Source organism: Pseudomonas fluorescens, from assembly GCF_019212185.1.
In the GTDB taxonomy this organism is placed as follows: domain Bacteria; phylum Pseudomonadota; class Gammaproteobacteria; order Pseudomonadales; family Pseudomonadaceae; genus Aquipseudomonas.
Map to the genome: position 1 here is coordinate 6,173,026 of NZ_CP078138.1, position 26,401 is coordinate 6,199,426.

Here is a 26,401-nt window from a genome sequence, read left to right on the forward strand (position 1 = left end):
CGAAAGTTGAACATTACCCTTTGTGGATCAGCCTTGGACATGGTCGAAGTATGAAGATGTTATGGGCGCTACCATTCGCCTAAGTCGGTCAGCTAGGGCCTCTACATCGATTTGACCGATACAACCTCAACATATTTGTACTTCTTCCTCGCAGCCTTCACAGCCTCCTGTTCAGCAAGCAACGAGCTCAATGTATCAGCCTCGTGAATCAACTCGATCATTTTCCCTTCAAACTCGTTTCCAACGCGTAACGTGACCCTCAGCCTGGGCGTGAATGCTTTTGCCGTTTTCTTCTTGGCTGCTGGAGCGACCACCGATTTCGCGAGCACGACTTCTTCCACTGGCTCCTCTGCTACAGGAGCAGACATCTGCTCCTCGGGCTGAGGCGTACCGAATAACGCACGACGCATTTCTTCTTCAGTTAAATCAGAGTTCATAGAACATCTCAAAGGAACGCATTTCGCTGGGCAAGTTTTAATAAGATTGTTGCTGACTGGTGTTCGAGGAGCCTGCGCGGACGTCAAATCCCCAGTTCGATTTCAAGACAAGAGCCTCGTAAGGCTTGCGAAAGCTTCACCTTTGGCAGCAGTGTAATGAGCCCATCAACTAAGTTGCTAGCGTGACGTGCGTACAGCGTGACTGTGCCTGCATCAGGCGTTCGACCTGGCACGATGGCACCTACCCGCTGCTGGGCAATTTTCAGTATGCTCAATGGCTTCGAGGTGGTGTCATGATCGTCAAGGCAGGCGAAGTCATCTGTATTGCCTCGGGCATTTTTGAGAATTACGACCGCGCTGGGCCCTTTGTTGCAACGCAGGACTTCGACCTCGATTCATTCATAGCAGAGGCAATGAAGCCGCTCACAGAGAAATGGGAAGTGTCGAGCTTGTTTGCGGATATTCCCAGGGTGCTTTTCGAAAACGGGCTCATCACCAAGCTTCCTTGTCGCAAAATTTACCTAGGAGCGATGGGCGAAGTCGACATTTGGGAAGAGCAGGATGACCTTTGATGACGACGCTTCAAGTATTTGACTAAAGCGTCATGATGGTAGCGATAGAGCTGAGATTGTTTGCCTTGCAGCAGCCGCACTTAGGATCGCGGTAAACGTCGATGACTTCAGCGCCTTGTGCCGCTCCGGTCATGAGTAGTGTCGTGAACGCAGCAATTCGCAGGCTGACATTCATGGGAGTTCTCCTGTTTATAAATAATGCTTACCGGCAGCAGCAACCGCCGCCGTTCCCGCCACAGCCCGAGGTTTTCTTACTCGCTACGCTTTCCACTGTCGCAAGCTGTGCTGGATAGCCCGCGTTCTCCAGGGCTGCAAGCAGCGCATGGCTGTCCGAGTCGCCGCTGACCTTCACCCGTCCGGCTTGTAAATCCACCGCTACGTCACTCACGCCTTCAACTGGGCGCAGCGCTTCGGTGACATGTTTCACACATGAACCACAGCTCATGCCTTGGACTTGCAGTTCAACAGTTTTCATTGGTGACTCCTCACAACAAAGTTGATCATGGAACGACTGACGCATGAGGCTTTTCTGCGGCGTTGGCTTATCCTCAACCTTGCTGCCATGGCAAGGTCAAGCGGTCGTTTCACTCAATCAATGGAAGCCTGGCGCAGACGCAAGGCGTTGAATACCACCGACGCCGAGCTCACGCTCATGGCCAGGGCGGCAATGAGCGGTGACAGAAGGTGACCGGTAAGTGGATAGAACAAGCCGGCAGCCAGTGGGATGCCCATGGCGTTGTAAAGGAAGGCGAAGGTCAGGTTCTGGTGCATATTTCTCACCGTTGCTACTGACAGGCTGCGAGCACGCAGGATACCGAGCAGATCGCCCTTGACCAGAGTGACCTGAGCGCTGTTCATCGCCACGTCAGTGCCAGTGCCCATGGCGATACCTACATCAGCGCGAGCCAGTGCGGGGGCATCATTAATGCCGTCGCCGGCCATCGCCACCCGGTGTCCGGCTTGTTGCAGAGATGCCACCAGACGCTCTTTATCTTGCGGTTTGACCTCGCCGTGCACCTCCTTGATGCCCAACTGGCGAGCTACCGAGCGAGCAGTCGTAAGGCCGTCGCCAGTGGCCATGATGACCTTGACTCCATCCGCCTGCAGACGCTCGACGGCCAGCTTCGTGGTGGGTTTGATGGGGTCGGCAACAGCCAGCAAACCCGCCAGGGCGCCATCGACTGCCAGGTACATGATGCTCGTACCGTCGCCGCGTAGCTTCTCGGCATGTTCTTGCAAACTCTCTGTGGAAACGCCCGCCTCCTGCATCAACGCGGTATTGCCTAGCATAAGGCGGCGACCCTCCACCTGACCGCTTACACCGATACCTGAGGCTGACTCGAAGGTTTCAGGTGTCACCAGTTTTAGCCCTGCGGCACGAGCCTGCTCGACGATGGCGTGGGCCAATGGATGCTCACTGCCCTGATCGAGACTTGCGGCCAGGCGCAACACTTCATCCTGAGTAAATCCATGTACGGCCTCGACGCTATGGAACGCTGGCCGACCTTCAGTGAGCGTGCCAGTTTTGTCGACTATCAAGATGTCTATCTTGCGCAGGTTTTCGATGGCGGCGGCATCGCGAAACAATACTCCACTGCCAGCAGCCTTGCCGGTGGCAACCATGACTGACATCGGTGTTGCTAGGCCAAGGGCACAGGGACAGGCGATGATCATGACCGCGACAGCGTTGATCAGTCCGAACACCCAACTTGGCTCGGGCCCCCACAGCCCCCAGCCGAGTAGAGTCAGCGCGGCGATAGCAATCACAACGGTCACGAAGTAACTGGCAATCACGTCTGCCAGCCGTTGCATCGGCGCTTTTGAGCGTTGTGCCTGCACAACCATCTGCACAATCTGTGCGAGCAGGGTCGCTGACCCTATCTTCTGCGCTTGCATCACCAGACTGCCGTGAATGTTGAGGGTGGCTCCGATCAGCGCGTCGCCGGCCCTCTTCATTATCGGTATTGGTTCGCCGGTGAGCATCGACTCATCTACAGCGCTTTCGCCTTGCAGCACCTGACCGTCGACAGGCACTTTTTCGCCCGGTCGCACACGTAACGTGTCGCCGCTGTGTACGTGTGTCAGTGGGATGTCTTCTTCCGTGCCATCGGCATTGATCCGTCGGGCAGTTTTGGGTGCAAGTCCAAGCAGCGACTTGATGGCAGCCGAGGTTTGCGAGCGAGCCTTGAGTTCAAGCATCTGGCCGAGAAGGGTCAGTGAAATGATCACAGCCGCCGCTTCGAAGTACACACCGATGCGGCCCTCCATCATGAAGTTGCTGGGGAATACATCGGGGGTCAGGGTGGCCACGACGCTGTAAAGGAAGGCCGCCGCCGTGCCGAGGCCGATTAGCGTCCACATGTTCGGACTTCGCTGAATCACCGAACGCACACCACGCACATAAAACGGCCAGCCAGCCCACAGCACGACGGGTGTAGCCAATCCCAGCTCCACCCAATTTTGCGTGGTGCCATGGAACAGCACCAAGGCATGGCCGCCCATAGCCAGCACGGTTACGATCACTGTCAGTGGCAATGTCCACCAGAAACGCCGGGTGAAGTCCTTGAGTTCTAAGTTCTCTTCTTCCTCCAATTCGGGAATCACCGGCTCTAAGGTCATGCCGCACTTAGGACAGACGCCGGGGCCGAGCTGGCGAATTTCCGGATGCATGGGACATGTGTATTCAGCGGCACCCGTTACCGGTTCTGCTGTTGTCTGATGGACTTGTTCGATTTTCAGTTGGGATATTCGATAACGCTCGGGCGATGCCCTGAAGGTCGTTTGGCATTTCTGGCTGCAGAACCGGTAGTTTTGCCCCTCATATTCCGTGCTGAACTGGCTGTCGTTACTGACGGTCATGCCACATACCGGGTCATGGGAGCCGGTGGGTTGGGGTTCAGAGTTCTGTATTGGGCCGTGCTCTTGACGAACCTCAGGGGTGTGCATGAGCTAACTCCTGTTCGCATCTTTGGTTGAGACTGAGGTGTCGCCGTGATGACTGTGACCACCGTGGTGGTGCCCGAAAAAATGCATCAGCGGGCACAACAGCAAAATCATGTAAGGCAGTAAGCCCAACATATGGCCGTAGTGTTCTCTAGCCAGATAGAACAGCGCGATCACCAGCAGCATGCCCAGCGCTATGCCGGGTTTACTCCTCCAAAATGTTGGAGAGTTGTTAGTTGAATGTGGTGAATTCATCATGGTTCTTTACTCCTGAGGGAGTGCTGTTTAGTGATACGTCGTATAGGTGTAACGGGCGGCAGTTTTACCCTTGGCATAATTGGCTAAGGTAAAACCGTCGCTGCATTGCCTACAGGCTTGTGCGCGTCACTTGCTCATCGGCATGTTCATCATGCTCGATTGCTGATCCATCATTTTCATCATCATGTTCATCATTCCCATCTCCATGCCGTCTTTGTTGCCGTCCATGCCCATGCCATGACAGTTCTTATGCATCATGGCCATGCTGTCCTTCATCGTCTTCATGCTCTCCTGCATGGCGGCGTGTCGCTCGGCAGGGGTCTTGGCGGCGGCTGCCTTGTCGTGTGCAGCCTGCATTTTTTGCATTTGCTCGGTCATGACAGTGTTTTGCATCGGCGTAGCTGCTTCGCTTGTCTGGGCGGGCGCGGTCGGCGTCTGCTCCGGGTGATGCTCATCGACTGCCGAGGCCATGAGTGGGCTGCTCACGAGCAGGGTGGCGAGGATAAATTTCAGTGAGGCATGCATGGCAATCTCCAAAGGGTGAGGACAACTCAGGTAATACCGAGCCGCACCAGATTGGCGCAGTCAGACAATGCGCCGAAGATCGGCGCGCAGAAGGTCGGATTAATCGTTGAAACGGACGAAAATCAGGCGTGCAGGAGGTCTGGCCGGTACAGGGCGCCGTAATGCAAGAAAGGCAAAAGCGGAGAGATTGGCGGGATACAAAATCAGCAGCGCTGGGATAAGGAGCAGAAACGTCCAACTGAACAGATCAAATATTTGAAGATGGAGCGAAGGACTTACAGCTATCGCCGCATCGGCGCAGTGCTGAAGGCAGCCGAGGGCATGGGCGTCGTGGCTATCGTGATCTTGCGCGGTGTTCAACGAGACATGCGTTGTAGCCGGATTGTGGCTGGGCTGTGCCAGACATCCCTGGGTCGCTGCCAGACCAAACGCTAACACCCACAGCACGATGGCCAGGCGTATGAACGATGGTTGACGATGGCGAAACCAGAACATGGAGAATCTCCGGTACTGATTAGCGGGTTTTGATTTATCAACATACAGCACATCGAAGTGCCAAGGTTGATCTACATCAATTTATGCAGCCGGCTGTCGGTTCTGTGGTGCAGTCAAATTTTATGACGCACGTCGATCTTTCAGATGTTGAGTTTCTCCGTGTGCTGTCAAAAGTGTAATCACCGGCTAAGCGTGCTGACAGGTGCGTCCCCTCATCATCCTCATCGAGCTGACGCTCAAACTCTCTGGTTTCATCGAGAGTCAATTCCTTGAAGGAGATGCACTATGAAAGCAACCAACGTTGTGATTCTTACACTCAGTTTGGCTATATCGTCCCTGGCCTTTGCCGAAGGTGGCGGCGACCGTGCGGTTGAGCGCATGGAACGAGCTCGCGAGACGGCAATGGCCACCACCAAACCCGTCCCACAAGCGCAAGTGCAAGAGGATATTGCACAGGAAAAGCCCACGGCTGAAAAGCAGAAGCATCAATGCTGAACCGCCCAGCTTACGGAAATGTAATCACCCCGTTTGCTGGCTTATGGCATCTTCCAATGTATCAAGCGCACTAGCTATCCAAAGCGTGAACCCTCGGGAACACGCCAACGTGCGTGCACCTGACATCCGACTGACGGGACATGAATCGGTATGCATTCCAAAACTTCTCGGCGCACCTTTGTGAAAGGTCTCACCGCAGGCGGGATTCTCGGTGGCTTAGGGCTTTGGCAGACGCCTATATGGGCGGCACCTCGCTTGGGCGAAACCAATGTCCTGTCAGGCAGAGAGTTTGACCTATTTATTGGAGAAACCCCGGTAAATATCACTGGGAATGCCCGGACTGCTATGACAATCAATGGTGGGATTCCGGGGCCTCAACTGCGCTGGCGTGAGGGCGATACCGTGACCTTGCGGGTCAAGAACCGCCTCAAGGATATGACATCAATCCACTGGCACGGGATTATCCTCCCCGCGAATATGGACGGCGTGCCGGGCCTTAGCTTCCATGGGATCGAGCCTAACGGCACGTATGTCTATCAATTCAAGGTCAAGCAGAACGGAACGTACTGGTATCACAGTCACTCCGGCTTCCAAGAACAGGTAGGTGTATACGGCCCATTGGTAATCGACGCGAAAGAGGCCGAGCCATTTGAGTATGACCGTGACTACGTGGTGATGCTTACTGACTGGACGGATGAAGATCCGGCTTCGCTGATGAAAACATTGAAGAAGCAGTCTGACTACTACAACACCCACAAACGCACAGTCAGTGATTTCATCCATGACGTAGCTGAAAAAGGTTGGTCAGCCACCGTTGCTGACCGCAAGATGTGGGCCGAAATGAAGATGAATCCCACTGACATTGCAGACGTCAGTGGCGCGACATACACCTACTTGATGAACGGCCACGCGCCGAACTCCAACTGGACGGGCACCTTCAAACCTGGCGAAAAGCTTAGGTTGAGGTTCATCAATGGTTCAGCCATGAGCTACTTTGATGTCCGTATTCCGGGTTTGAAGATGACTGTTGTGGCTGCCGATGGCCAGTATGTTAAGCCCGTAAGCGTGGACGAGTTCAGGATCGCCACTGCCGAGACTTTCGATGTGATCGTCGAACCAACTCAGGACGCCTACACACTGTTTGCGCAGTCGATGGATCGGTCGGGGTACGCAAGAGGCACCTTGGCCGTCCGGCCTGGTCTGGCTGCCCCAGTACCTGAACTTGACCCTCGTCCACTCGTCACCATGGCCGACATGGGTATGGCCGGTATGGATCATGGGGCGATGGATGGTATGGGCGACATGGCTGGAATGGATCACAGCAAGATGGCCGGCATGGGAGACAGCTCAATGCAGGGTATGTCAGGAATGGACGGCAGTGCCATGAAAGGTATGAATCATGGCGCTACGCAAGACATGTCCGGCATGGACAACATGGAAGGAATGGATCACAGCAAAATGTCTATGGGCGGCATGAGTGGTATGGGAGAAATGCAGTCGCACCCAGCCACAGAATCCAACAATCCTCTCGTCGACATGCAGGCAATGTCGACGTCGCCAAAGCTTGATGATCCTGGCATGGGCCTTCGCGAGAATGGTCGAAAGGTGCTGACGTATTCCGACTTAAAGAGCACGTTTGAGGATCCAGATGGCCGTGAGCCAAGTCGAACTATCGAACTGCACTTGACCGGGCATATGGAGAAATTTTCCTGGTCTTTCAACGGTGTGAAGTTTTCGGACGCCGAGCCTTTAAAACTGAAATACGGCGAGCGAGTCCGGATCGTTCTCGTCAACGACACCATGATGACTCATCCCATCCACTTGCATGGCATGTGGAGCGACCTTGAAGATGAAAACGGACAATTCCTTGTCCGCAAACACACTATTGATATGCCGCCAGGGTCGAAGCGCAGCTACCGAGTGACAGCCGATGCGCTGGGCCGCTGGGCCTACCACTGCCATCTCCTGTATCACATGGAAATGGGGATGTTCCGCGAAGTGCGTGTAGAGGAATAAGGAGTCGACTATGAGCAATTATTTTTGCGGGACTCGCATGCACTCAGCTGTATTTACCGTCGCTCTAGCCACTGGTTTTGTCTTGCCAGCAGCCGCTGAAACAAGCCAGGGTACCGAAGACGGGCAGATGCAGACCATGGATCACAGCCAAATGCCGGGCATGGATCACGGCAAGATGGAAGGTATGGATCACAGCCAGATGCAGGGTATGGATCACGGCAAAATGCAAGGCATGGATCATAGCCAGATGCAGGGTATGGATCACAGCCAGATGCAGGGCATGGATCACAGCAAAATGGAGGGTATGCAGCCCGCCAAGCAACCACAAACTCAAAGCCGGACTCCGATACCACCGCTAACCGATGCTGACAGAGCTGGAGTCTATAAGTCCCCTGGTGGTCACCAAGTTCATGACACAGCCCTCAACTCATTTTTTATATTTGAGAAATTGGAATGGCAGGATGCTGACGATGGAAGCGCACTGAACTGGGAAGCCCAAGGTTGGATAGGGGGAGATGTTGATCGTCTATGGTTGCGCTCCGAAGGCGAGCGCACCAATGGGAAGACTGAAGAAGCTGAGGTTCAAGCTTTATGGGGACACGCCATCAGCCCTTGGTGGGATCTAGTCGGCGGCGTTCGTCAAGACTTCAAACCAGGCGACCCTCAAACGTGGGCGGCTTTAGGTATCCAGGGCTTGGCGCTCTACAATTTCGAGGCCCAGGCTACAGCTTATTTAGGTGAAGGCGGCCAGACCGCCGCGCGGCTGGAAGGGGACTACGACATTCTCCTAACCAATAAGCTGATTTTGCAACCAACGGCAGAATTCAATTTCTATGGCAAAAACGATCCCAAACGTGGAGTCGGTTCAGGGTTGTCTGAGAGTGAAGTCGGTTTGCGGCTCCGATACGAAATCCGTCCTGAGTTCGCACCTTATGTAGGCGTGACTTGGAATCGGGCTTATGGAAAGACCGCTGACTATGCCAGCGAGGAAGGCGAAGACAATAACGAAGCACGTCTGGTGCTCGGCGTCCGGGTGTGGTTCTAAACCACAGTTAGCGGCACCAAATAATTATATAACCTCATTACAACAGCTACGCGCTGTGAGGAGCCTTGCATGTCTGTATTTAAATCCTGTGTTGTGGCCGTCGCTCTTTCATCCAGCCTTCTGCTCAGTGCAGTTGCCCAGGCTCACCCGAAGCTAGTCTCTTCAACTCCAGCTGAAGGCGCGAACGGCCCAGCCCCAGCAAAGATTGAGCTGCACTTTTCTGAAAACCTGGTTACCCAGTTTTCCGGAGCCAAGTTGATCATGACCGAAATGCCTGGCATGTCGTCGCACTCTCCTATGGGTGTGAAAGCCAGCGTGGCCGGCAGTAACGACCCTAAAACCATGGTCTTGACCCCGGCCTCTCCTCTCACAGCTGGCACCTACAAAGTGGAATGGCGAGCGGTTTCCTCCGATACCCATCCGATTACCGGCAGCGTCACTTTCAAAGTGAAATAACCATGAGCGACCCTTTGAATGTGGTACTGCGCCTCGCCCTTTACCTGGATCTGATGCTCCTGTTCGGTCTCGCTGTCTTTGGGCTGTACAGCCTTCGGGGAAAAGAGCGGGTATCGGGAACTGTGCTACATTTTGGGTCGCTACTGCCTGGCACCGCCGCTATAGGTATGCTTTTGTCCCTAGCAGCTTTCGCAGTCATGACAAAAAATATGAGCGGCGCATCCGACTGGGCGGAACTGCGAACTCACCTGGAAATGATGCTGTACGAGACAGAGATCGGCTACAGCTGGGTGACGCGCATGATCTCGCTAGCAGTGGTGATTTTTGTTGGAAGCCAGAGCAAGCGATGGCCAACGGGCAGTCTCTGGGTTGCTACCTTGGCTGGGAGCATTGCATTAGCGACACTCCCATGGACAGGTCACGGGGCGATGGATGAAGGCGCCCTGCGATTCTGGCACTTTGCCGCTGATATTCTGCACCTACTTGCCGCTGGCGGCTGGATCGGAGCTCTCGCGGCGTTTGGTCTGATGTTGAGTATTAGGGGGGCTAATTCGGAGCAACTGGTACGAGTGCTATCGCGAGCGCTCAAGGGATTCGAAACAGCGGGCGCATTCATTGTTGGTACGATCATAGTTACTGGCGTCGCTAATTATCTCTTCATTGTCGGGCCGACAGTAATCGAAGTCGTAACCAGCACCTATGGCGCTCTCCTACTCGTGAAGATCATACTTTTCGTGGGAATGATCGGGCTAGCTACCCTCAATCGTTTCTACCTGAGCCCTTCACTAGAGCGGTCTGTGGTGGCCGGTGATTTTTCTCTAGCAGCAACTACTTTGAGAAAAAGTGTGGTGATCGAATCGACCTGTGCTGTCGTCATCGTTTGCTTGGTGGCTTGGCTAGGAACATTGAGCCCCTCAATCGAGATGGCTCAAGGGTGATCCAGGAGCTAGATCCGAGCGGCCCCAAGGGCGCTCAGATCTGAGCAACGACTATCGGCTGATGGGGTAGTCAGCGACCACTTCTTGCGCACCTGCCTTGGTGAGCCCCAGGACTTGGTAAGGTTGATGATTCTGGCCGTAGTCCATACCAGGAGAACCTGCGGGCATGCCTGGCACTGCAATTCCTGCGAGGTCTGAACGACCATTCAGCTTCTTGATTTCATCGGCTGGGACATGACCCTCTACGAATTTGCCGTCAATCACAGCCGTATGGCATGAAGCGAGTCCCTGTGGCACGCCCAGGTTCTGCTTGATAGCGCTCATATTACTTTCCACATGGTCTACTACCTTGAATCCATTCGATTCGAGGTGCTTGACCCATTCCTTGCAGCACCCGCAGTTCGCGTCCCGATGTACATCGATTGTGAGTGGCTCAGCTGCCTGCACAACCCCACAAATCATCAATCCCACAGCAAGCGATAGCTTTCGTTTGAACATTCGATGCACCTCGTCACGTTTTAGTGTGCGGTTGCGCTGTATGCACTGGCCGTAGGCCAGGAGTCGTACTTCCGCACTGGATGGAAGGTAGGTTAAGCGCAAAAAGCTCAGATTGCCGATTACGTTTTTGTAAGCTGCCGACTAGCTGCTCTCCCTCAATCCACCGCCCCCGACCCCGTCTTGCCTGGGAGCTATCCGTTTGCTGTTGGGGCAATTACATTTGCGTAAGCTTCCGCACAGTCGTCAGATTGGTAGCACACTAGAACACCGCAAAACCGGAGCCCCTGCATGAAAATCTTGGTTGCAGAAGACGAACCCAAAATTGGAATGTACCTACAGCAAGGCCTCCTGGAAGCTGGCTTCAGTGTCGACCGGGTTGTGACGGGAACAGAGGCGCTGCACCAGGCGCAAAATGAGGCCTACGATCTTCTAATCCTGGACGTAATGATGCCGGGCCTGAATGGCTGGGAGGTCATTCGCTCTATCCGCACAGCCGGGAGCACTGTTCCTGTGCTGTTTCTGACGGCCAGGGACGGAGTTGACGACCGGGTCAAAGGTTTGGAATTAGGTGCAGACGATTATTTAGTCAAACCCTTCGCATTTTCCGAGTTGCTTGCTCGCGTCAGAAGCTTGCTTCGCCGTGGTGCCGCCGTACCCAACCAGACATCAATCAAGATCGGTGATCTAGAGGTCGATCTTCTGAAGCGACGGGCTTCGCGGTCAGGTCGACGTATTGACCTTACTGCCAAGGAATATTCGCTGCTAGAGCTGCTGATGCGCCGTCGGGGAGAAGTCTTGCCGAAATCACTGATCGCATCGCAGGTTTGGGACATGAATTTCGACAGTGATACCAACGTGATCGAAGTCGCGATTCGTCGGCTCCGGGCCAAAATCGACGACGATTTCGACACCAAGATGATTCAGACCGCGAGGGGAATGGGATACATGCTAGATGCTCCGGATACAGAATGAAGCGCGCATCTCTTACCCTCCGTTTAAGCATGATGTTTGTCTGTGCCGTGGTCGCCGTGCTGGTAGTTGCAGGCTTTACTTTTGACGGATTCAGCCAACATCACTTCAAAGCTCTCGACCGTCAAGCGATGACGGAAAAGCTCGAATCCATTAGGCAAATAATGGATGGCGAAGCTGGCTCCGCAGACCCTTCAGAAGTTGTGTTGCAGCTACAAGCACTCCTTGGTGCTCACCAGGAACTCTCAGCCTCAATTATCGCGATGGGCGGGAAGACGTTCTTCGCAACTTCAAATGCAGTTGGACATCCTTCTTCCTCCTCTGGTGACCCGAGGGAAGAGATGTGGGAGTGGACAGCTGGAAGCCATAAGTACCGAGGCATGAAAGCCCAAGTTCATTTGGCGAATGAAGCTGAGCCAATGACCGCGTGGCTGAGTCTAGACATCACAAGCCATATGCATTTCGTTGAAACTCTGCGCTGGTGGTTAGTGATCGGGCTGGCGATTAGCGCGTTGGTTAGCGCAGGTTTAGGGTGGTTGGTCGCGCTCAGCGGGCTGAAGCCGGTAGCACAAGTGACGAAAGTCGCGGCCTCGATGTCAGCCGGATCGCTGAAGGAGCGTATTCCGATGGATTCTGTGCCCCGCGAGCTTGAGCTCCTTGTCACTTCGTTTAACGCTATGCTGGCTCGCCTTGAAGAGTCATTTGCTCGGTTGTCTAACTTTTCAGCCGATATCGCGCACGAGCTACGTACTCCTATCAGCAATCTGCGCACACATACCGAAGTCATCCTCACAAAGAAACGTGCACCAGAGGATTATGAAGAGAATCTTTATTCCAACCTGGAAGATCTGAACCGACTCTCCAGCATTATTGACGGCATGCTTTTCTTAGCAAAGTCGGACAACGGTCTGGTTCTACCTGCCAAAGAGAAAATCGAGTTGCGTTCGGTCGTCGAGAAATTGTTCGAGTATTACCAGCTTCTCGCAGACGACACAGGGGTAAAGCTGCAGGTCGTCGGGCACGGCGCGGTGAATGGTGACGGGACGATGCTGGATCGGACGATCTCGAATTTGCTGTCCAATGCGCTCAGGTATACCCCACCTGACTGTACGATCTCCGTGAAAATCGAGCCCCTTGGCGACATGATCAGCTTGTCAGTGGAAAACCCCGGCGAGGAGATAGCGGTAGAGCATCAGCCCCGGCTGTTTGACCGTTTTTACCGAGTCGATCCCGCACGGAGAGAGAGCGCTACGAACCATGCGGGGTTAGGGCTGGCAATCGTCAAATCACTGGTCGACGCCCATGACGGCACCGTTGGATGTGTCTCCAGAGATGGCCATACGACCTTTATGATCAGCCTACCCGCGTGGCCTGCTGACCAAGGGTGAAAGCAAAGAGATCGCCCGGCCCTGTCCACAAACATGGCAACAACAAACGCGAGTACCACCGTCATTGTGAGTGTTCTGCTGAACATGACGTTCGGGTTTCAACTCGTCTTATCGTGTTTTGATACGTTTGACCTATCCCCCCTGGGGGGATAGGATGCCGGCGTAATTCATTGAGGCCCGAGGCTCAAGCCATGAGTGAGCAAGAACACCAACATAGCCATCCGCACACCCACCAAAGTCACGAGGCGATCATCAAGCGCCTCAAGCGGGCTGATGGCCATTTGCGCGGCATCATCACCATGATCGAAGAGGGTCGTGAATGCGTGGACATTGCTCAGCAGTTGCACGCTGTCGAAAAAGCGGTCTGCCAGGCGAAGCGCACGCTCATCCAGGATCACATCGATCACTGCCTTGAGGACACCGTTTCGGCGTTAGGTAATGGCGAGCGCGCACCGCTGGAAGCGTTCAAACAAATCACCAAGTACCTCTAGGTCTGAAATGCCCAATTTCGCTGAACTGCTGCAACAAGGCGGGGCCCACGCCTGGCTGTATTTCCCGAGCGCTATTTTGCTCGGTGCCTTGCATGGCCTGGAGCCCGGCCACTCAAAGACCATGATGGCGGCGTTCATCGTGGCCATTCGTGGCTCGGTTAAACAGGCTGTGTTACTGGGCTTGGCCGCTACGCTTTCGCACACTGCCGTAGTGTGGCTAGTCGCTATCGGCGGGATGTATCTGGGCAAAGGCTTGGACGCACAAACCACTGAACCATACTTCCAGCTCGCGTCCTCTGCACTGATCATCGCAATTGCGCTTTGGATGCTGTGGCGTACCTGGCGCGGTGAGCAGATGTTCAAGTTCGAGCAAGGTGATGACCACCACCACGGCGAGCATGACCATGGACATCATGATGAAACCCACCGAATCGATACCGGCCACGGGCGCATCGAACTGTCGATTTTCGAACAAGGCATACCACCGCATTGGCGCCTGAAGACATTGACCGGACACTCCTGGGCGGCCTCGGATGTTCGCCTGATGACTACCCGTCCAGACGGCAGCACCCAAGCGTTCTTATTTTCTGAGCGTGAAGGCTTCCTAGAATCGACAGTCGATATCCCGGAACCTCATGAGTTCAGTGCTCGCCTGAGTCTTGGGCATGCAGGCCACTCCCATGATTATGATCTGGACTACCAGGAGCATGATCACGGGCATGCGCATTCCGAACTGGAAGGTCTGGAGTTGTCGATTGACGGCTATCAGGATGCACACGAGCGCGCACATGCCAACGATATCCGTAAGCGCTTCACCAACCGCGAGGTCACCACGGGCCAGATCGTCGTGTTCGGTTTGACGGGCGGTTTGATTCCTTGTCCGGCTGCCATCACCGTTCTGTTGCTGTGTCTTCAGGTTAAAGAAGTGGCGCTGGGTGGCATGCTCGTCCTGTGCTTCAGCATCGGCTTGGCCCTTACCTTAGTCACGGTCGGTGCTGCGGCAGCCATCGGTGCTAAACAGGCCTCCAATCGCTGGCCGTGGCTGGGCACCGTGGCTCGTCGTGCACCGTACCTATCCAGCGTGTTGATCATTGGTGTTGGTCTGTACGTGGGCTTCCATGGCTGGATGGGCCTGACCGCGTAAGGCGATGTTTGAGTGTTCGAACTCACCAGCTACGTTGGTCTTTTTCTGGCGGCATTCGGTGCCGCTACGTTATTGCCAATGCAATCTGAAGCCGTGCTAGTCGCGATGTTGCTCTCAGACCGGTACATCGCTTCGACGTTATTGACGGTCGCCACCTTCGGCAACGTTCTCGGTTCTACGCTGAATTGGGTGTTGGGTCGCTCCATTGAGCGATTGCACCACAAGCGCTGGTTTCCGGTGAGCGAGAGCAAGCTCGAAAAGGCCGAGCAATTCTACTTGCGCTATGGGCGCTGGTCGTTATTGCTGAGCTGGGTGCCCATCATTGGCGATCCATTAACGGTCGTTGCTGGAGTGATGCGCGAGCCTATCTGGAGCTTCCTGCTGATAGTTACCCTGGCCAAGGGCATTCGTTATCTCGTGCTGACCGCTGTCACCCTGGGTTGGGCTTGATGATGGCTTATACGACCAACATATCTCGCTCAAGAGCCGAAGCAGCAGCCTGGATCTGATCAAGTGGCTGGCGATGCTGACCATGGGTATCGACCATCTGCAGTAGGTAAAGCCGGAGATGGGCTATCTGTCCGTTCGGGGACGACTCTCTTTTCCGCTCTTCTGTAGCGCCATCGCGGCCAACGTATTGCGCTCCAAATCGCGCGAACTGCTGACGCCTGCTAATAGTCGTTGCCTCGCCTTGATGCCGTTGTTCGCCGCCATTTCAGAAGCGCCTTACCGCTATATCAGCACTTCCTCAGGGAGAATAAGGAACTCGCTTGCCCAATGAAGGCAATTAGCCATACGCTGCGATGCGTGAGAGGTCTCACAAGTATAAAAAAATTAGCATGGAGCAAGCCCTGATGAAACTGTCTGCCCTTTTGATCGCCGCTTTACTTTCGATTACATCCGTTGCTGCCTTCGCGCACAGCGGCGGTACTGATTCAAAAGGTTGCCATCGCAACCATAAAACGAACGACTACCACTGCCACTAAACGGCAAAAGCCCAGCTTGATGCTGGGCTTGATGCAGCTGGCTTCTTCAGATTTGTGGAGGCCAGTTAGGCACCATCGAGCAAAACCGTAAAGGACAGCTAATGGCTGGGTCATAGCCCCAATACCTGCCCAATCTCGGGCACTCAGCACTATATGTGAGGGAGATCACTCCACTTTTGGGGAATTCTCCGTGAGGCAATATGAATCTACCGTCCTGAAGTGGCCATTCCATCGCCCACTCGTGGTGACCCTACCTACTGGCTTGGTAATTGCTCTCACGCTTGTACTCAATATTCGTTGAGCATGCGAAAACCGGAGGTTAGGGCCTTGTGGAAACGTCCTCTGCTTATCGGAGTTTTGCTTGGAATCGGAATCCTTACACTCGGTTTGGCAGTGAGTATCATCCTTATGCAATGGCAGCTGAGATAACCTAGCCAAGCAGTTGCGTAGGCGAAATGATGCGTCTCGGCTGGATTGGCTTGAGTGATGCCTTGATCGTTTTTTAACCACTTGCAGATCTAGAAACTGCGTGTCAGAAACTTTATTTCGCGTCGGTAATGTTGGCTTAACTTAGGATTTGTTTTATCGCCTTTGGCAGGCCTATTGGGTCGACCGCTTCCATTTGTAAGAGCCATTTGCAGCGACTAGACTCCAGACCATGAAACGCTATCTGCGGTTTTGCATCATCTTCATGATCAGCTTGGCGCTTCCCCTCAGCGGGATGGCGGGCGTTCAGGCACCGACAGAACCGTGCCCAATGAAGACGATGGGCATGGCGATGATGGACGATATGGGGATGGACTGCTGCAACGATATGAAAGGCCCTTCCGATCACGGCAAACCTTGTAAGCCGGGCCAGGAATGCAAGTCGGGCGGCATGCTGCAAGTCTCGATCTTAAAGCCTCCTGTAACCGTATTCAGCCCCGAAGTGATTTCATTCTTCAGCGATTCCTTGCCTGTAAAGACCTCGTCCTGGGTTTGGCGACCCCCTCGCGTTTGATTCCTGTACCACACTGAGCCTCATTCCGCTTTAGCGGAATGGCATATCTGCGTGCATGTCTTATGAAGCGCGCAGTGGATCATCACAGGAATCGTGAACATGAACCCCAAGTGCTATTGCACAGGTTGGCCCCTCGTGGCCGGTTTGGCGGCAAGCGTACTGGCATTGCCGAGCTTCGCTGCCGCATTGACACTCGATGAAGCGTTGCGGCTGGCCGAAAACAATGCGCCGTCGCTGACCGCACAAGACGCGAAAATTCAGGCTGCCAGCAGTGCAGCCATCCCCGCTGGTGAATTACCCGATCCCAAGTTATTGGTGGGTGTGCAGAACTACCCCATTGGCGGCCCGGATCGATGGAGCATCGACCGGGACTTCATGACCATGCAAATGGTCGGGGTCAGACAAGAGATGCCCAACAGCGACAAGCGCAAAGCACGCATTGAGGTCGCCGATGCGGCCATTGATCGAGCTGCGGCAGAGCGTGGAGTCGAGCGCCTGAAGGTACGCCAGTCCACGGCGTTGGCCTGGATCAGCAGCTACTCGGTTGAGCGCAAAGATGCGCTGTTCCAGGACTTCTACAAAGAGAACCGCCTGCTGACCGATACCGTCCGGGCCCAGATTGCCGGTGGCCGCGCTCAACCCGCCGATGCGGTGACACCCAAGCAAGAAGCGGCTCAACTGGAGGAGCAACAGGACGATCTGGTTCGCCAGCGCGTGCAGGCCCGAGCGGCCCTCAAACGCTGGATAGGCTCCGCCGCCAACGACAAGCCTGTGGGCAGCTTGCCTCAATGGCCTGTCGATCCATCAAGCTACGCCCATAAACTGCAACACCATCCCGAGTTGGCAGCGTTTGCACCGATGACCCGTGAAGCGCAAGCCAAGGTTCGTGAAGCCGTGTCGGAGAAGCAGTCGGACTGGAGCTGGGAACTGGATTACCAGCGCCGTGGCCGTGAGTTTGGCGACATGGTAAGTGTGCAATTTTCCTGGGATCTACCGCTGTTTCCTGACTCTCGGCAAAATCCCAAAATCGCAGCCAAACAGGCTGAACTCAGTCAGCTTGAGGCTGAGCGCGATGCTCTGTCACGCGAGCACACTCAGCAACTGGAAAACGAACTGGCTGACTATGAGCGCTTGAATCGTGCGGTAAGTCGCAACCAGGAAAGCCTGTTGCCGCTGGCCAGGGAAAAGGTCGAACTCAGCATGGCCAGCTACCGTGTCGGCAAAGGTGATTTAAACGCCGTTATTGCCGCCCGACGTGAACTCATCGAAGCCCGCCTCAAACAGATCGACGTGGAGGAGCAACGAGCGCTGACCAGTGCGCGTCTGTATTTTGCTTATTGGGAGGCCAGTCAATGAACCTTAAATGGAATGGGGCATTGCTGGTTGGCATCTCGCTGGCATTCGGTATTGCCGGAGGTTACTGGTTCGCTCAACAGCGCATGAATGGGGTATCCAGTTCTGCCCAGGAGCAGAGCCACGATTCACCTGACGAACGCAAGGCTCTGTATTGGTATGACCCCATGTACCCGCAGCAAAAGTTCGATAAGCCGGGTAAGTCCCCCTTCATGGACATGCAACTTATTCCTAAGTACGCCGGTGGCGCAGGGGATCGTGCGACTGTCAGTATCGATCCGAGTCTTACCCAGAATCTCGGTCTGCGTTTTGCAACTGTCACCCGTGGGATCTTTGATTCCAGTCTCGACGTCACAGGAGTCTTGGGATTCAACGAGCGCGATGTCGCGGTGATTCAGGCCCGCACCACTGGCTTTGTGGAGAGGGTCTATGCCCACGCTCCCGGCGATGTACTCAAAGCCAACGCGGCGTTGGCGGATATCCTGGTGCCCGAGTGGACATCCGCCCAGACAGAGTTCCTTGCGCTGAAGCGCAATGGGGATGCTGACCTGTTGGCTGCGGCCCGCCAGCGATTGCGGCTCACAGGGATGCCGGCAACACTGATTACTCAGGTAGAGCGTGGCGGTAAGGTTCAGCCTTACCTGACGCTCACCAGCCCTATTGGTGGTGTGCTGCAAGAATTGAATGTTCGTGCGGGCATGACCGTGGCGACTGGCGACACTCTGGCACGCGTCAATGGCTTGAGCAGTGTCTGGCTAGCCGTGGCCGTTCCAGAATCGGATTCCGGAGCTATCGCCGTGGGGCAGGCGGTCGAAGCGCGTCTGCCAGCCTTCCCAGGAATAACACTCAGTGGCAAGGTCGGCGCGATTTTGCCCGAGACAAATCCGGACAGTCGCACCCTTCGGGTACGTGTGGAGTTACCCAATCCGGACGGGCGCCTCAGACCGGGTTTGACGGCGCAGGTACGCCTGAATCGTTCGACCGAGCAAAGTGTATTGTGGGTGCCGAGTGAGGCGGTGATTCGAACTGGCCGACGAGCCCTGGTGATGCTCGCCGAAGACGCTGGTCGCTACCGTCCCGTGGAGGTACACCTCGGGCAGGAAAGCGATGGCAAAACGGCGATATTGAAGGGTCTGGAAGAAGGCCAGAAGGTGGTTACCTCTGGTCAGTTCCTGCTCGACTCGGAGGCCAGTCTTAAGGGCATTGTTGCAAGCTCGGAGGAACAGTCACCACCCAGCGCAGCAGCCTCCAGCTTTCATGAAGCGGATGGGCAGATCGTTGAGATCAACGATAAAGAAGTCACGCTTGCCCACGGCCCCTTCAAGACACTCGGCATGCCTGGCATGACGATGACGTTTCCACTCGCCAATCCGTCGCTGATGCAGGGTCTCAAAGCGGGTGACAAGGTTCGTATCGCGGTGAGCCAGTCCGATGATGGTTTGCGTGTTGAGCGCCTGGATAAATCGGGGAGCCAGCCATGATTGCTGCCCTCATTCGTTGGTCAGTGGCCAACCGATTCCTGGTGCTACTGGCGACGCTGTTTGTCACGGCTTGGGGCATTTGGTCGGTACAGAGCACGCCCATCGATGCACTGCCGGATCTCTCCGATGTTCAGGTGATCATCCGCACCCCTTATCCGGGGCAAGCGCCGCAGATTGTCGAGAACCAGGTGACCTATCCGTTGGCCACCACCATGCTCTCGGTGCCGGGCGCTAAGACGGTACGCGGTTATTCCTTCTTCGGAGATAGCTTCGTGTACGTGTTGTTCGAAGACGGCACTGACTTGTATTGGGCTCGCTCGCGGGTGTTGGAGTACCTGAGTCAGATACAAAGCCGCTTGCCGGCCAGCGCCAAGCCGGCGTTGGGGCCGGATGCGACGGGGGTGGGTTGGATCTATCAGTACGCACTGGTGGATCGCAGTGGCGGGCACGATTTGGCACAGCTCCGCGCTCTTCAGGACTGGTTCCTCAAGTTTGAACTCAAGACCCTGCCGAACGTTGCGGAAGTGGCCACCGTGGGTGGCATGGTTAAGCAGTACCAAGTGCAGCTCGATCCGCTGAAATTGGCCAGCCTCGGTATCACTCAGGCTGAGGTGACCGACGCCATCGGTAAGGCCAATCAGGAAACCGGTGGTGCCGTGCTGGAGATGGCAGAGACCGAGTTCATCGTGCGCGCTTCGGGCTATCTGAAGACGCTCAATGACTTCCGGGCGATCCCGCTTAAGTTGGGTGCGGGTGGTGTGCCGGTAACCCTTGGCGATGTCGCCACGATTCAATTGGGGCCGGAAATGCGGCGGGGCATTACAGAACTCGACGGCGAAGGCGAGACCGTCGGCGGTGTGGTGATTTTGCGCAGCGGCAAGAATGCTCGCGAGACCATTGCGGCGGTCAAGACCAAACTCGACGAACTGAAAAGCAGTCTGCCGACCGGGGTGGAAATCGTCACCACCTACGACCGCAGCAAGCTGATTGACCGCGCTGTTGAAAACCTCAGCCACAAGCTGATCGAAGAGTTCATCGTCGTCGCGTTGGTCTGTGGAATCTTTCTCTGGCACTTGCGCTCATCGCTGGTGGCGATTATCTCGCTGCCAGTTGGGGTGCTGATTGCCTTCATCGTCATGCGCTACCAAGGGATCAATGCCAACATCATGTCCTTGGGCGGGATTGCCATCGCCATCGGCGCGATGGTCGATGCCGCCGTGGTGATGATCGAGAACGCCCACAAGAAGGTTGAGGCCTGGCACGCGGCCAATCCTGGGGAGGAACTGAAGGGTGAGCGTCATTGGCACGTGATGACCGAAGCAGCGGCAGAGGTAGGCCCGGCACTGTTCTTCTGTTTATTGATCATCACCCTCTCGTTCATTCCGGTTTTTACCCTGGAAGCGCAGGAAGGGCGATTGTTCGGCCCATTAGCTTTCACCAAGACCTACGCCATGGCCGCAGCGGCAGGATTGTCAGTGACCTTGGTGCCAGTGCTGATGGGCTATTGGATTCGGGGTCGAATCCCCACTGAGCAACATAACCCGCTAAACCGTTGGCTGATCCGGATCTACCAGCCAGCTCTGGACGCGGTCTTGCGTCGACCAAAGATCACGCTGCTTGTCGCGTTGCTGGTCTTTGTCAGCGCGCTATGGCCAATGTCGCGCTTGGGCGGCGAGTTTCTCCCCCCGTTGGACGAGGGCGATCTGCTCTATATGCCTTCAGCCCTGCCGGGATTGTCGGCGCAGAAAGCGGCGCAATTGCTGCAACAAACAGACCGCCTGATCAAGACTGTTCCAGAGGTCGAACATGTCTTCGGTAAAGCTGGACGTGCTGAAACTGCAACCGACCCGGCGCCGCTGGAAATGTTTGAAACCACGATCCAGTTCAAACCACAGGAGCAATGGCGCCCAGGCATGACACAGGAAAAATTAGTGGAGGAACTGGATCGAGTGGTACGAGTCCCTGGCCTTACGAATATATGGATACCACCGATTCGCAACCGTATCGATATGTTGGCTACGGGCATCAAAAGCCCTATTGGAGTAAAGGTCGCCGGCACCAATTTGACGGAAATTGATGCCGTCACCCAAGCGGTCGAGCGGGTGGCCAAAGACGTGCCCGGTGTCAGTTCGGCTCTTGCCGAGCGACTGACTGGTGGCCGCTACATTGACGTGGATATCGACCGAAAGGCTGCCGCTCGCTATGGATTGAACATCTCTGATGTGCAGTCCATCATGGCCGGCGCTATCGGCGGTGAAAACGTCGGGGAGACCATTGAAGGTCTCGCACGCTTTCCGATTAACGTGCGTTACCCACGTGAGTGGCGTGACTCGGTCGGCAGCCTGGAGCGATTACCGATTTACACTCCGTTAGGCAGCCAGATCACCCTCGGCACTGTGGCGAAGGTCAAGGTCAGCGACGGGCCGCCAATGCTCAAGAGCGAGAACGCACGGCCTTCAGGCTGGGTGTATATCGATGTGCGTGGTCGGGACATTGCTTCTGTGGTCGCCGATCTACGCCAGGTCGTCAATGAGCAGGTCAAGTTGCAGCCCGGCATGAGCCTGAGTTACTCAGGGCAGTTCGAATTTCTGGAACGGGCTAACGCACGCCTCAAACTGGTGGTGCCTGCCACGCTGTTGATCATCTTCGTGCTGCTCTACCTGACTTTTGCCCGATTCGATGAGGCGTTGTTGATCATGGCCACGTTGCCATTCGCACTGACTGGCGGGGCATGGTTCCTCTATCTGTTGGGGTTCAACCTGTCGGTAGCCACCGGAGTCGGCTTTATCGCACTGGCCGGTGTTTCTGCCGAATTTGGCGTGATCATGCTGCTCTACCTGAAGAACGCCTGGGCCGAGCGTGAAGACCTCGGCGACAACACTGAGCGTGGGCTGGTTGCGGCCATTCGCGAAGGCGCTGTGCAGCGCGTTCGACCCAAGGCCATGACCGTTGCCGTGATCATTGCCGGCCTTTTACCCATTTTGTTGGGCAGCGGTACTGGTAGCGAAGTGATGAGCCGCATCGCCGCGCCTATGGTCGGCGGCATGATCACGGCCCCATTGCTTTCCCTGTTTGTCATTCCGGCAGCCTATCGCCTGATGCGTCGCCGGCACCTCATAGTTGAACCCATCAACCCTCAAGGAAAAGTCGTATGAAACTGACCATGATTGCAGTTGCAAGCACCGTATTTGCGCTTTCACTTTCTGTCCATGCTGAGGACATGCCGGGCATGAAAATGGAGGGTATGGAAATGAAGCAAGAAACAAAGCAAGCTCCAGTAGCCACCGTCGACGGAACGATCAAGGCTATCGATCCTACGAAGCATACCGTGACCATTGCCCATGGCGCTGTTCCATCAGTGCAATGGCCACCGATGACTATGGCTTTTTCCGCGACAGAGGATCAGTTGACAGGGCTGGCAGCCGGAGATCGCGTCTCGTTTTCCTTTCGCCTAGAGGGTGGCAAAGCCACAATTGTTTCTATAAGGAAATGAGCCTGCGGTGATAAAAAACCGGCACGGTTCATCGTGTCGGTTTGTCTCTTCAGAATCCCTCTTTGCTATGCGGACGCTCGATATACCTCTGAGACTTTTGCGTTATTAGGTCTCGATGGCAGCTTTCTTCCCCCACGCGTCTTGATTCGCCTAGGAGCAGCAACCGGAGCGCGTCCCGGCAGCGGGTTCGAACAAGGACTCTACAATCGTGCAATCTGGGGTGTTTGAACCCAAGCAAGTTGATTCACACGTGCCAGCCATGGAAAGCAGTTCTCCCCGGATCTGCTGCAGCTTAGCGACCTTAGACTCTACTTCTGCCAAGTGTTTCTTGACCACGGACAGTGCGTCAGCACACGGACGATCAGCATCTGCTGCGAGCGCGATGAGTTCTCGTATATCGTCGAGGGGAAATCCTAACTCACGATTCTGACGGATGAACACGAGTCTTGAACGATGCTTCTCTGTGTAGATTCGGTGCCTGCCGGTCGACCGCAGGGCCGGCGGTAAAAGGCCTATTTTCTCGTAGTAGCGAATCGTCTCAATGTGGCAACCCGTTGATTTAGACAACGCCCCAATTCCTGACATGCGAATTCCCCAAGCATTTCCTTGAACCTGTAGTGGCTACAGATATTACCCTGCTCAATCGAAAATTGATTTCACGCGTTTAAGGGCATTTCGTGGACAGAGAACAGCTAGAGAAGAACCAGATTCCCGTCTACTTCGTCGCGATCATTGTCGCTGCTATCGGAGGTCTGCTCGCACCTAATGCTTCTCAAGCGTTAGGTGCGTTGGTGACACCAGCCATCGCTGTGCTGATGTACGCCATGTTTCTACAGATCCCATTCCTGGATCTCCGTGAAGGGCTCGCAAACAAGCGTTTCATGACGGCGCTGCTCACAGCCAACTTCGTCGCGATCCCCCTGTTGGTTTGGGCGTTGACCATGGGCATAACGGATCACCCCGCGATTCTGGTGGGTGCACTGTTGGTCTTGCTGACGCCTTGTATCGACTATGTGGTGGTGTTTACCCATATCGGTAAGGGCGACTCCAAACTGACTCTGGCAGCAACGCCATTACTACTCTTGCTACAGCTTGTTCTACTGCCCCTGTATCTGGCCTTAATGCTGGGTAATGACTCGGCAGTGGTTATATCTGTCCGCCCATTTGTTGAGGCCTTCGTAGTGCTGATCGCTTTGCCCTTGGTCTTGGCGGTAGCAACAGCTGCCGGTGCAGAAAGGTCACGCGTCGTTGAGGGTTGGAACAATGCTTGGGCTTGGATGCCTGTACCGGCTATGGCGGCTGTATTGGTCGTAGTGATCGGCTCTCAGATTTCAGCGGTGGTCAGAGACATGGACAAGCTGCTGCCCGTCATTCCTGTCTACGTTGGCTTCATGCTCTTGGCACCATTGGTTGGTGCGCTGGTTGCGCGAGCATTCAAATTGCCGGCCATCACTGCAAGATCAGTAGCGTTCAGTAGCTCGACACGCAACTCATTGGTGGTTCTGCCCCTGGCACTGGCTTTGCCCGAAGAAATCAGAGGGCTCGCTGCGGCAGCAGTTATCACTCAAACGCTGATTGAGTTGGTCAGCGAGCTAATTTACATCCGAGTAATTCCTGCATTGGTTTGGCGAAAAGCGTAGCGTCAACCACCACTTGGTGGGGGCGAAGTGGGCCGAAATACCGCCGAGCAGCGCCCCAAGAAGCCCTCCTGTGCCATTTTTTAGACAGCCACTGATCATTAAAAAATCACGGCTGTTCGGGCTTGGTGGTTTTCAAATACCAAAGAACAGTCGCTTCAGAAAGTTTTAACCTTCTACCCCTCGGGTTCTACAGTGACTTGTCGGCGGACTATCTGAAAATACATTGCACTTGTCCGACCTAAACTTGAGGCGTGTGCTACATCGATTTAACGGATTCCACTTCCACGTATTTGTATTTCTTCCTTGCAGCCCTCACAGCCTCTTGCTCAGCAAGCAACGAGCTCAACGTGTCGGCCTCGTGGATCAACTCATGCATCTTTCCTTCGAATTCGTTTCCGACGCGTAGCGTAACCTTGAGCCTTGGCGTAAAGGCTTTCGCCGCTTTCTTCTTGGCTATTGGAGCCTCTGCTGGCTTTGTTAAAGCGATCTCTGGCACAGGCTCCTGCACTAGCGGAGTAGAAACTTGCTCCTCTGGCTGAGGCGTACCAAAAAGGGCACGACGCATTTCTTCTTCAGTTAAATCAGAGTTCATAGAACATCTCAAAGGGACGCATTTCGCTGGGCAAGTTTTAATAAGATTGTTGCTGACTGGTGTTCGAGGAGCCTGCGCGGACGTCAAATACCCAGTTCGATTTCAAGACAAGAGCCTCGTAAGGCTGGCGAAAGCTTCACCTTTGGCAGCAGTGTAATGAGCCCGTCAACTAAGTTGCTAGCGTGACGTGCGTACAGCGTGACTGTGCCTGCATCAGGCGTTCGACCTGGCACGATGGCACCTACCCGCTGCTGGGCAATTTTCAGTATGCTCAAGACGTCCTGACTCACCTGATTGATGGACAGGTGCTCAACCAATGGTCTGGGCGGAGGCGCGGCGCGGCTCCACATTTCGATGACCGCTTGGAGGAGTCCGTCTGAGCCAAGATGCTCGAGGGCCATTTCCCATAGCTGACCTTCCTGCGCCATATCCAGGCGAGCCCTAGCCATTGCGGAGTTCTGACAATATGAGGCTCTTTCTTGATTGCGAGTTTACCCATCTATCAGCAGCAGCGAAGCTGATATCACTCGCATTGGTGGCTGAGGATGGGCGCGAATTCTACGTCGAATTGCTCGATACTTGGCAAGAAGAAGACTGCAGTGATTTCGTAAAGGAAATCGTGCTTCCCCAGCTGTGGGGTGGGAGCTACGCATTGCCCATTGTTGAAGCCAGGATGTCGCTGCTCAGGTTTCTGACGTCGTTCAAAAAGGAGGTCGAGATCGTCACTGATGCCCCTCAGTACGATTGGGAGCTTTTTTGCGACCTGGTATATGAGGGCGGACGATGGCCCAGAATCGTTCGTAATTTCCCTACTGACGCAACGACCCTTTCTCCGACTAGCGAGGGTGAAGAGCTGCCTCACCACGCGTTGCTCGACGCTAGGATTATCGCCGGCATGTTTGCATCCGTGAGCCGAGGGAATCCCGATGGAGCTTGGGCGGGTTAGACGGAGCTATGCCTCTTGCTGATTCGCTGGACTTTTTTGATCTCTGATCACAACAGATCTCGTACAGACCACAAAAAAGTAAGCTTAAAAACTCGGCTTTGTTGGCAAAAACGAGCCGGGGCCTGCGGCCCCAAATTGACGAGCAGGTTACAAGGTGCGGAGGGGCACCCCTAAGCGATGGTATCTGCTTGGGAGTGAGCTAAAAAAGCTATCAGATCGAAAGGATCAAATGAAAAAAGC

At 54.9% G+C, this 26,401-nt stretch carries 29 protein-coding genes and 1 pseudogene; 20 read left to right on the forward strand and 10 right to left on the reverse strand.

What is annotated here, in order from left to right; genetic code table 11:
• Positions 1 to 101: 101 nt before the first annotated feature.
• Positions 102 to 437 (reverse strand): hypothetical protein, encoded by a 336-nt coding sequence (locus tag KW062_RS27910; protein ID WP_105753661.1) that lies wholly within the window; start codon positions 435 to 437, stop codon positions 102 to 104.
• Between the two features lie 293 nt (positions 438 to 730).
• On the opposite strand from KW062_RS27910, the gene KW062_RS27915 reads away from it, so the two are divergent.
• Positions 731 to 1,009: a hypothetical protein gene (locus tag KW062_RS27915; protein ID WP_105753660.1), complete on the forward strand. Its 279-nt coding sequence runs from the start codon at positions 731 to 733 to the stop codon at positions 1,007 to 1,009.
• A 61-nt stretch (positions 1,010 to 1,070) separates the two neighbouring features.
• Here KW062_RS27915 and KW062_RS27920 read toward each other — a convergent pair.
• From KW062_RS27920 to KW062_RS27940, 6 genes and pseudogenes are all read right to left on the reverse strand, one after another.
• Positions 1,071 to 1,184, reverse strand: a pseudogene (locus tag KW062_RS27920) (DUF411 domain-containing protein); the annotation flags it as partial.
• 27 nt (positions 1,185 to 1,211) lie between these two features.
• Positions 1,212 to 1,484 (reverse strand): heavy-metal-associated domain-containing protein, encoded by a 273-nt coding sequence (locus tag KW062_RS27925; protein ID WP_105753659.1) that lies wholly within the window; start codon positions 1,482 to 1,484, stop codon positions 1,212 to 1,214.
• 113 nt (positions 1,485 to 1,597) lie between these two features.
• A complete protein-coding gene (locus tag KW062_RS27930; protein ID WP_105753736.1) occupies positions 1,598 to 3,868 on the reverse strand; it encodes a heavy metal translocating P-type ATPase in 2,271 nt (756 codons plus the stop codon).
• A gap of 90 nt (positions 3,869 to 3,958) precedes the next feature.
• The gene (locus KW062_RS29090) at positions 3,959 to 4,210 is read right to left on the reverse strand and encodes a DUF2933 domain-containing protein (protein ID WP_053163485.1); all 252 of its coding nucleotides are present in this window, start codon (positions 4,208 to 4,210) and stop codon (positions 3,959 to 3,961) included.
• A 126-nt stretch (positions 4,211 to 4,336) separates the two neighbouring features.
• Complete coding sequence (locus tag KW062_RS27935; RefSeq protein WP_105753658.1) at positions 4,337 to 4,735, reverse strand: hypothetical protein; 399 nt, start codon at positions 4,733 to 4,735, stop codon at positions 4,337 to 4,339.
• A gap of 99 nt (positions 4,736 to 4,834) precedes the next feature.
• The gene (locus KW062_RS27940; RefSeq protein WP_105753657.1) at positions 4,835 to 5,230 is read right to left on the reverse strand and encodes a hypothetical protein; all 396 of its coding nucleotides are present in this window, start codon (positions 5,228 to 5,230) and stop codon (positions 4,835 to 4,837) included.
• 285 nt (positions 5,231 to 5,515) lie between these two features.
• Between KW062_RS27940 and KW062_RS27945 the strand changes: the two genes are divergently transcribed.
• From KW062_RS27945 to copD, 5 genes are all read left to right on the forward strand, one after another.
• Positions 5,516 to 5,725 (forward strand): co-regulatory protein PtrA N-terminal domain-containing protein, encoded by a 210-nt coding sequence (locus KW062_RS27945; RefSeq protein WP_105753656.1) that lies wholly within the window; start codon positions 5,516 to 5,518, stop codon positions 5,723 to 5,725.
• Between the two features lie 150 nt (positions 5,726 to 5,875).
• Positions 5,876 to 7,741: a copper resistance system multicopper oxidase gene (locus KW062_RS27950; RefSeq protein ID WP_105753655.1), complete on the forward strand. Its 1,866-nt coding sequence runs from the start codon at positions 5,876 to 5,878 to the stop codon at positions 7,739 to 7,741.
• 10 nt (positions 7,742 to 7,751) lie between these two features.
• Positions 7,752 to 8,786, forward strand: a complete 1,035-nt coding sequence (locus tag KW062_RS27955; RefSeq protein ID WP_371321426.1) for a copper resistance protein B — start codon at positions 7,752 to 7,754, stop codon at positions 8,784 to 8,786.
• A gap of 69 nt (positions 8,787 to 8,855) precedes the next feature.
• Positions 8,856 to 9,242 carry a copper homeostasis periplasmic binding protein CopC gene (copC, locus tag KW062_RS27960; protein WP_033039136.1) on the forward strand — a complete coding sequence of 129 codons (387 nt, stop codon included), beginning with the start codon at positions 8,856 to 8,858 and terminating at the stop codon, positions 9,240 to 9,242.
• Positions 9,243 to 9,244: 2 nt separating this feature from the next.
• Positions 9,245 to 10,180 carry a copper homeostasis membrane protein CopD gene (gene copD, locus KW062_RS27965; RefSeq protein WP_105753654.1) on the forward strand — a complete coding sequence of 312 codons (936 nt, stop codon included), beginning with the start codon at positions 9,245 to 9,247 and terminating at the stop codon, positions 10,178 to 10,180.
• A gap of 51 nt (positions 10,181 to 10,231) precedes the next feature.
• Here copD and KW062_RS27970 read toward each other — a convergent pair whose 3' ends face one another.
• Positions 10,232 to 10,678 carry a DUF411 domain-containing protein gene (locus KW062_RS27970; RefSeq protein ID WP_105753653.1) on the reverse strand — a complete coding sequence of 149 codons (447 nt, stop codon included), beginning with the start codon at positions 10,676 to 10,678 and terminating at the stop codon, positions 10,232 to 10,234.
• 288 nt (positions 10,679 to 10,966) lie between these two features.
• On the opposite strand from KW062_RS27970, the gene KW062_RS27975 reads away from it, so the two are divergent.
• The 12 genes from KW062_RS27975 (at position 10,967) to KW062_RS28030 (ending at position 22,983) form a co-directional block, all read left to right on the forward strand.
• On the forward strand, positions 10,967 to 11,650 hold the full coding sequence (locus KW062_RS27975) for a heavy metal response regulator transcription factor (protein ID WP_105753652.1): 684 nt from the start codon (positions 10,967 to 10,969) through the stop codon (positions 11,648 to 11,650).
• Positions 11,647 to 13,035 (forward strand): heavy metal sensor histidine kinase, encoded by a 1,389-nt coding sequence (locus KW062_RS27980; RefSeq protein WP_105753651.1) that lies wholly within the window; start codon positions 11,647 to 11,649, stop codon positions 13,033 to 13,035. The genes KW062_RS27975 and KW062_RS27980 overlap by 4 nt, the downstream gene beginning before the upstream one ends.
• A 191-nt stretch (positions 13,036 to 13,226) precedes the next feature.
• Entirely contained in the window at positions 13,227 to 13,526 is a 300-nt protein-coding gene (locus KW062_RS27985) for a metal-sensing transcriptional repressor (RefSeq protein ID WP_101209371.1), read from the forward strand.
• 7 nt (positions 13,527 to 13,533) lie between these two features.
• Entirely contained in the window at positions 13,534 to 14,670 is a 1,137-nt protein-coding gene (locus KW062_RS27990) for a nickel/cobalt efflux protein RcnA (protein ID WP_105753650.1), read from the forward strand.
• 12 nt (positions 14,671 to 14,682) lie between these two features.
• Positions 14,683 to 15,120, forward strand: coding sequence for a YqaA family protein (locus KW062_RS27995; RefSeq protein ID WP_105753649.1), 438 nt, complete (start codon positions 14,683 to 14,685; stop codon positions 15,118 to 15,120).
• 118 nt (positions 15,121 to 15,238) lie between these two features.
• On the forward strand, positions 15,239 to 15,451 hold the full coding sequence (locus KW062_RS28000; RefSeq protein ID WP_256350861.1) for a TraX family protein: 213 nt from the start codon (positions 15,239 to 15,241) through the stop codon (positions 15,449 to 15,451).
• Between the two features lie 73 nt (positions 15,452 to 15,524).
• Positions 15,525 to 15,656 (forward strand): YHYH domain-containing protein, encoded by a 132-nt coding sequence (locus KW062_RS28005; RefSeq protein WP_105753734.1) that lies wholly within the window; start codon positions 15,525 to 15,527, stop codon positions 15,654 to 15,656.
• Between the two features lie 658 nt (positions 15,657 to 16,314).
• Positions 16,315 to 16,656: a hypothetical protein gene (locus tag KW062_RS28010; protein ID WP_105753648.1), complete on the forward strand. Its 342-nt coding sequence runs from the start codon at positions 16,315 to 16,317 to the stop codon at positions 16,654 to 16,656.
• 99 nt (positions 16,657 to 16,755) lie between these two features.
• Complete coding sequence (locus tag KW062_RS28015; protein ID WP_105753647.1) at positions 16,756 to 18,012, forward strand: TolC family protein; 1,257 nt, start codon at positions 16,756 to 16,758, stop codon at positions 18,010 to 18,012.
• Entirely contained in the window at positions 18,009 to 19,490 is a 1,482-nt protein-coding gene (locus KW062_RS28020; protein ID WP_105753646.1) for an efflux RND transporter periplasmic adaptor subunit, read from the forward strand. The genes KW062_RS28015 and KW062_RS28020 overlap by 4 nt, the downstream gene beginning before the upstream one ends.
• Positions 19,487 to 22,645 carry an efflux RND transporter permease subunit gene (locus KW062_RS28025; protein WP_105753645.1) on the forward strand — a complete coding sequence of 1,053 codons (3,159 nt, stop codon included), beginning with the start codon at positions 19,487 to 19,489 and terminating at the stop codon, positions 22,643 to 22,645. The genes KW062_RS28020 and KW062_RS28025 overlap by 4 nt, the downstream gene beginning before the upstream one ends.
• Complete coding sequence (locus KW062_RS28030; protein ID WP_105753644.1) at positions 22,642 to 22,983, forward strand: copper-binding protein; 342 nt, start codon at positions 22,642 to 22,644, stop codon at positions 22,981 to 22,983. Before KW062_RS28025 ends, KW062_RS28030 begins: the two co-directional genes overlap by 4 nt.
• 150 nt (positions 22,984 to 23,133) lie before the next feature.
• On the opposite strand, the gene KW062_RS28035 is transcribed toward KW062_RS28030, so the two are convergent.
• The gene (locus KW062_RS28035; RefSeq protein ID WP_105753643.1) at positions 23,134 to 23,568 is read right to left on the reverse strand and encodes a MerR family transcriptional regulator; all 435 of its coding nucleotides are present in this window, start codon (positions 23,566 to 23,568) and stop codon (positions 23,134 to 23,136) included.
• Positions 23,569 to 23,660: 92 nt separating this feature from the next.
• On the opposite strand from KW062_RS28035, the gene KW062_RS28040 reads away from it, so the two are divergent.
• Positions 23,661 to 24,623 carry an arsenic resistance protein gene (locus KW062_RS28040; protein WP_105753642.1) on the forward strand — a complete coding sequence of 321 codons (963 nt, stop codon included), beginning with the start codon at positions 23,661 to 23,663 and terminating at the stop codon, positions 24,621 to 24,623.
• 256 nt (positions 24,624 to 24,879) lie between these two features.
• On the opposite strand, the gene KW062_RS28045 is transcribed toward KW062_RS28040, so the two are convergent.
• Positions 24,880 to 25,215 (reverse strand): hypothetical protein, encoded by a 336-nt coding sequence (locus KW062_RS28045; protein WP_105753641.1) that lies wholly within the window; start codon positions 25,213 to 25,215, stop codon positions 24,880 to 24,882.
• Between the two features lie 466 nt (positions 25,216 to 25,681).
• Here KW062_RS28045 and KW062_RS28050 point away from each other — a divergent pair, with 466 nt between their 5' ends.
• Positions 25,682 to 26,161 (forward strand): 3'-5' exoribonuclease, encoded by a 480-nt coding sequence (locus tag KW062_RS28050; protein ID WP_105753639.1) that lies wholly within the window; start codon positions 25,682 to 25,684, stop codon positions 26,159 to 26,161.
• The last annotated feature ends 240 nt before the right edge of the window (positions 26,162 to 26,401 follow it).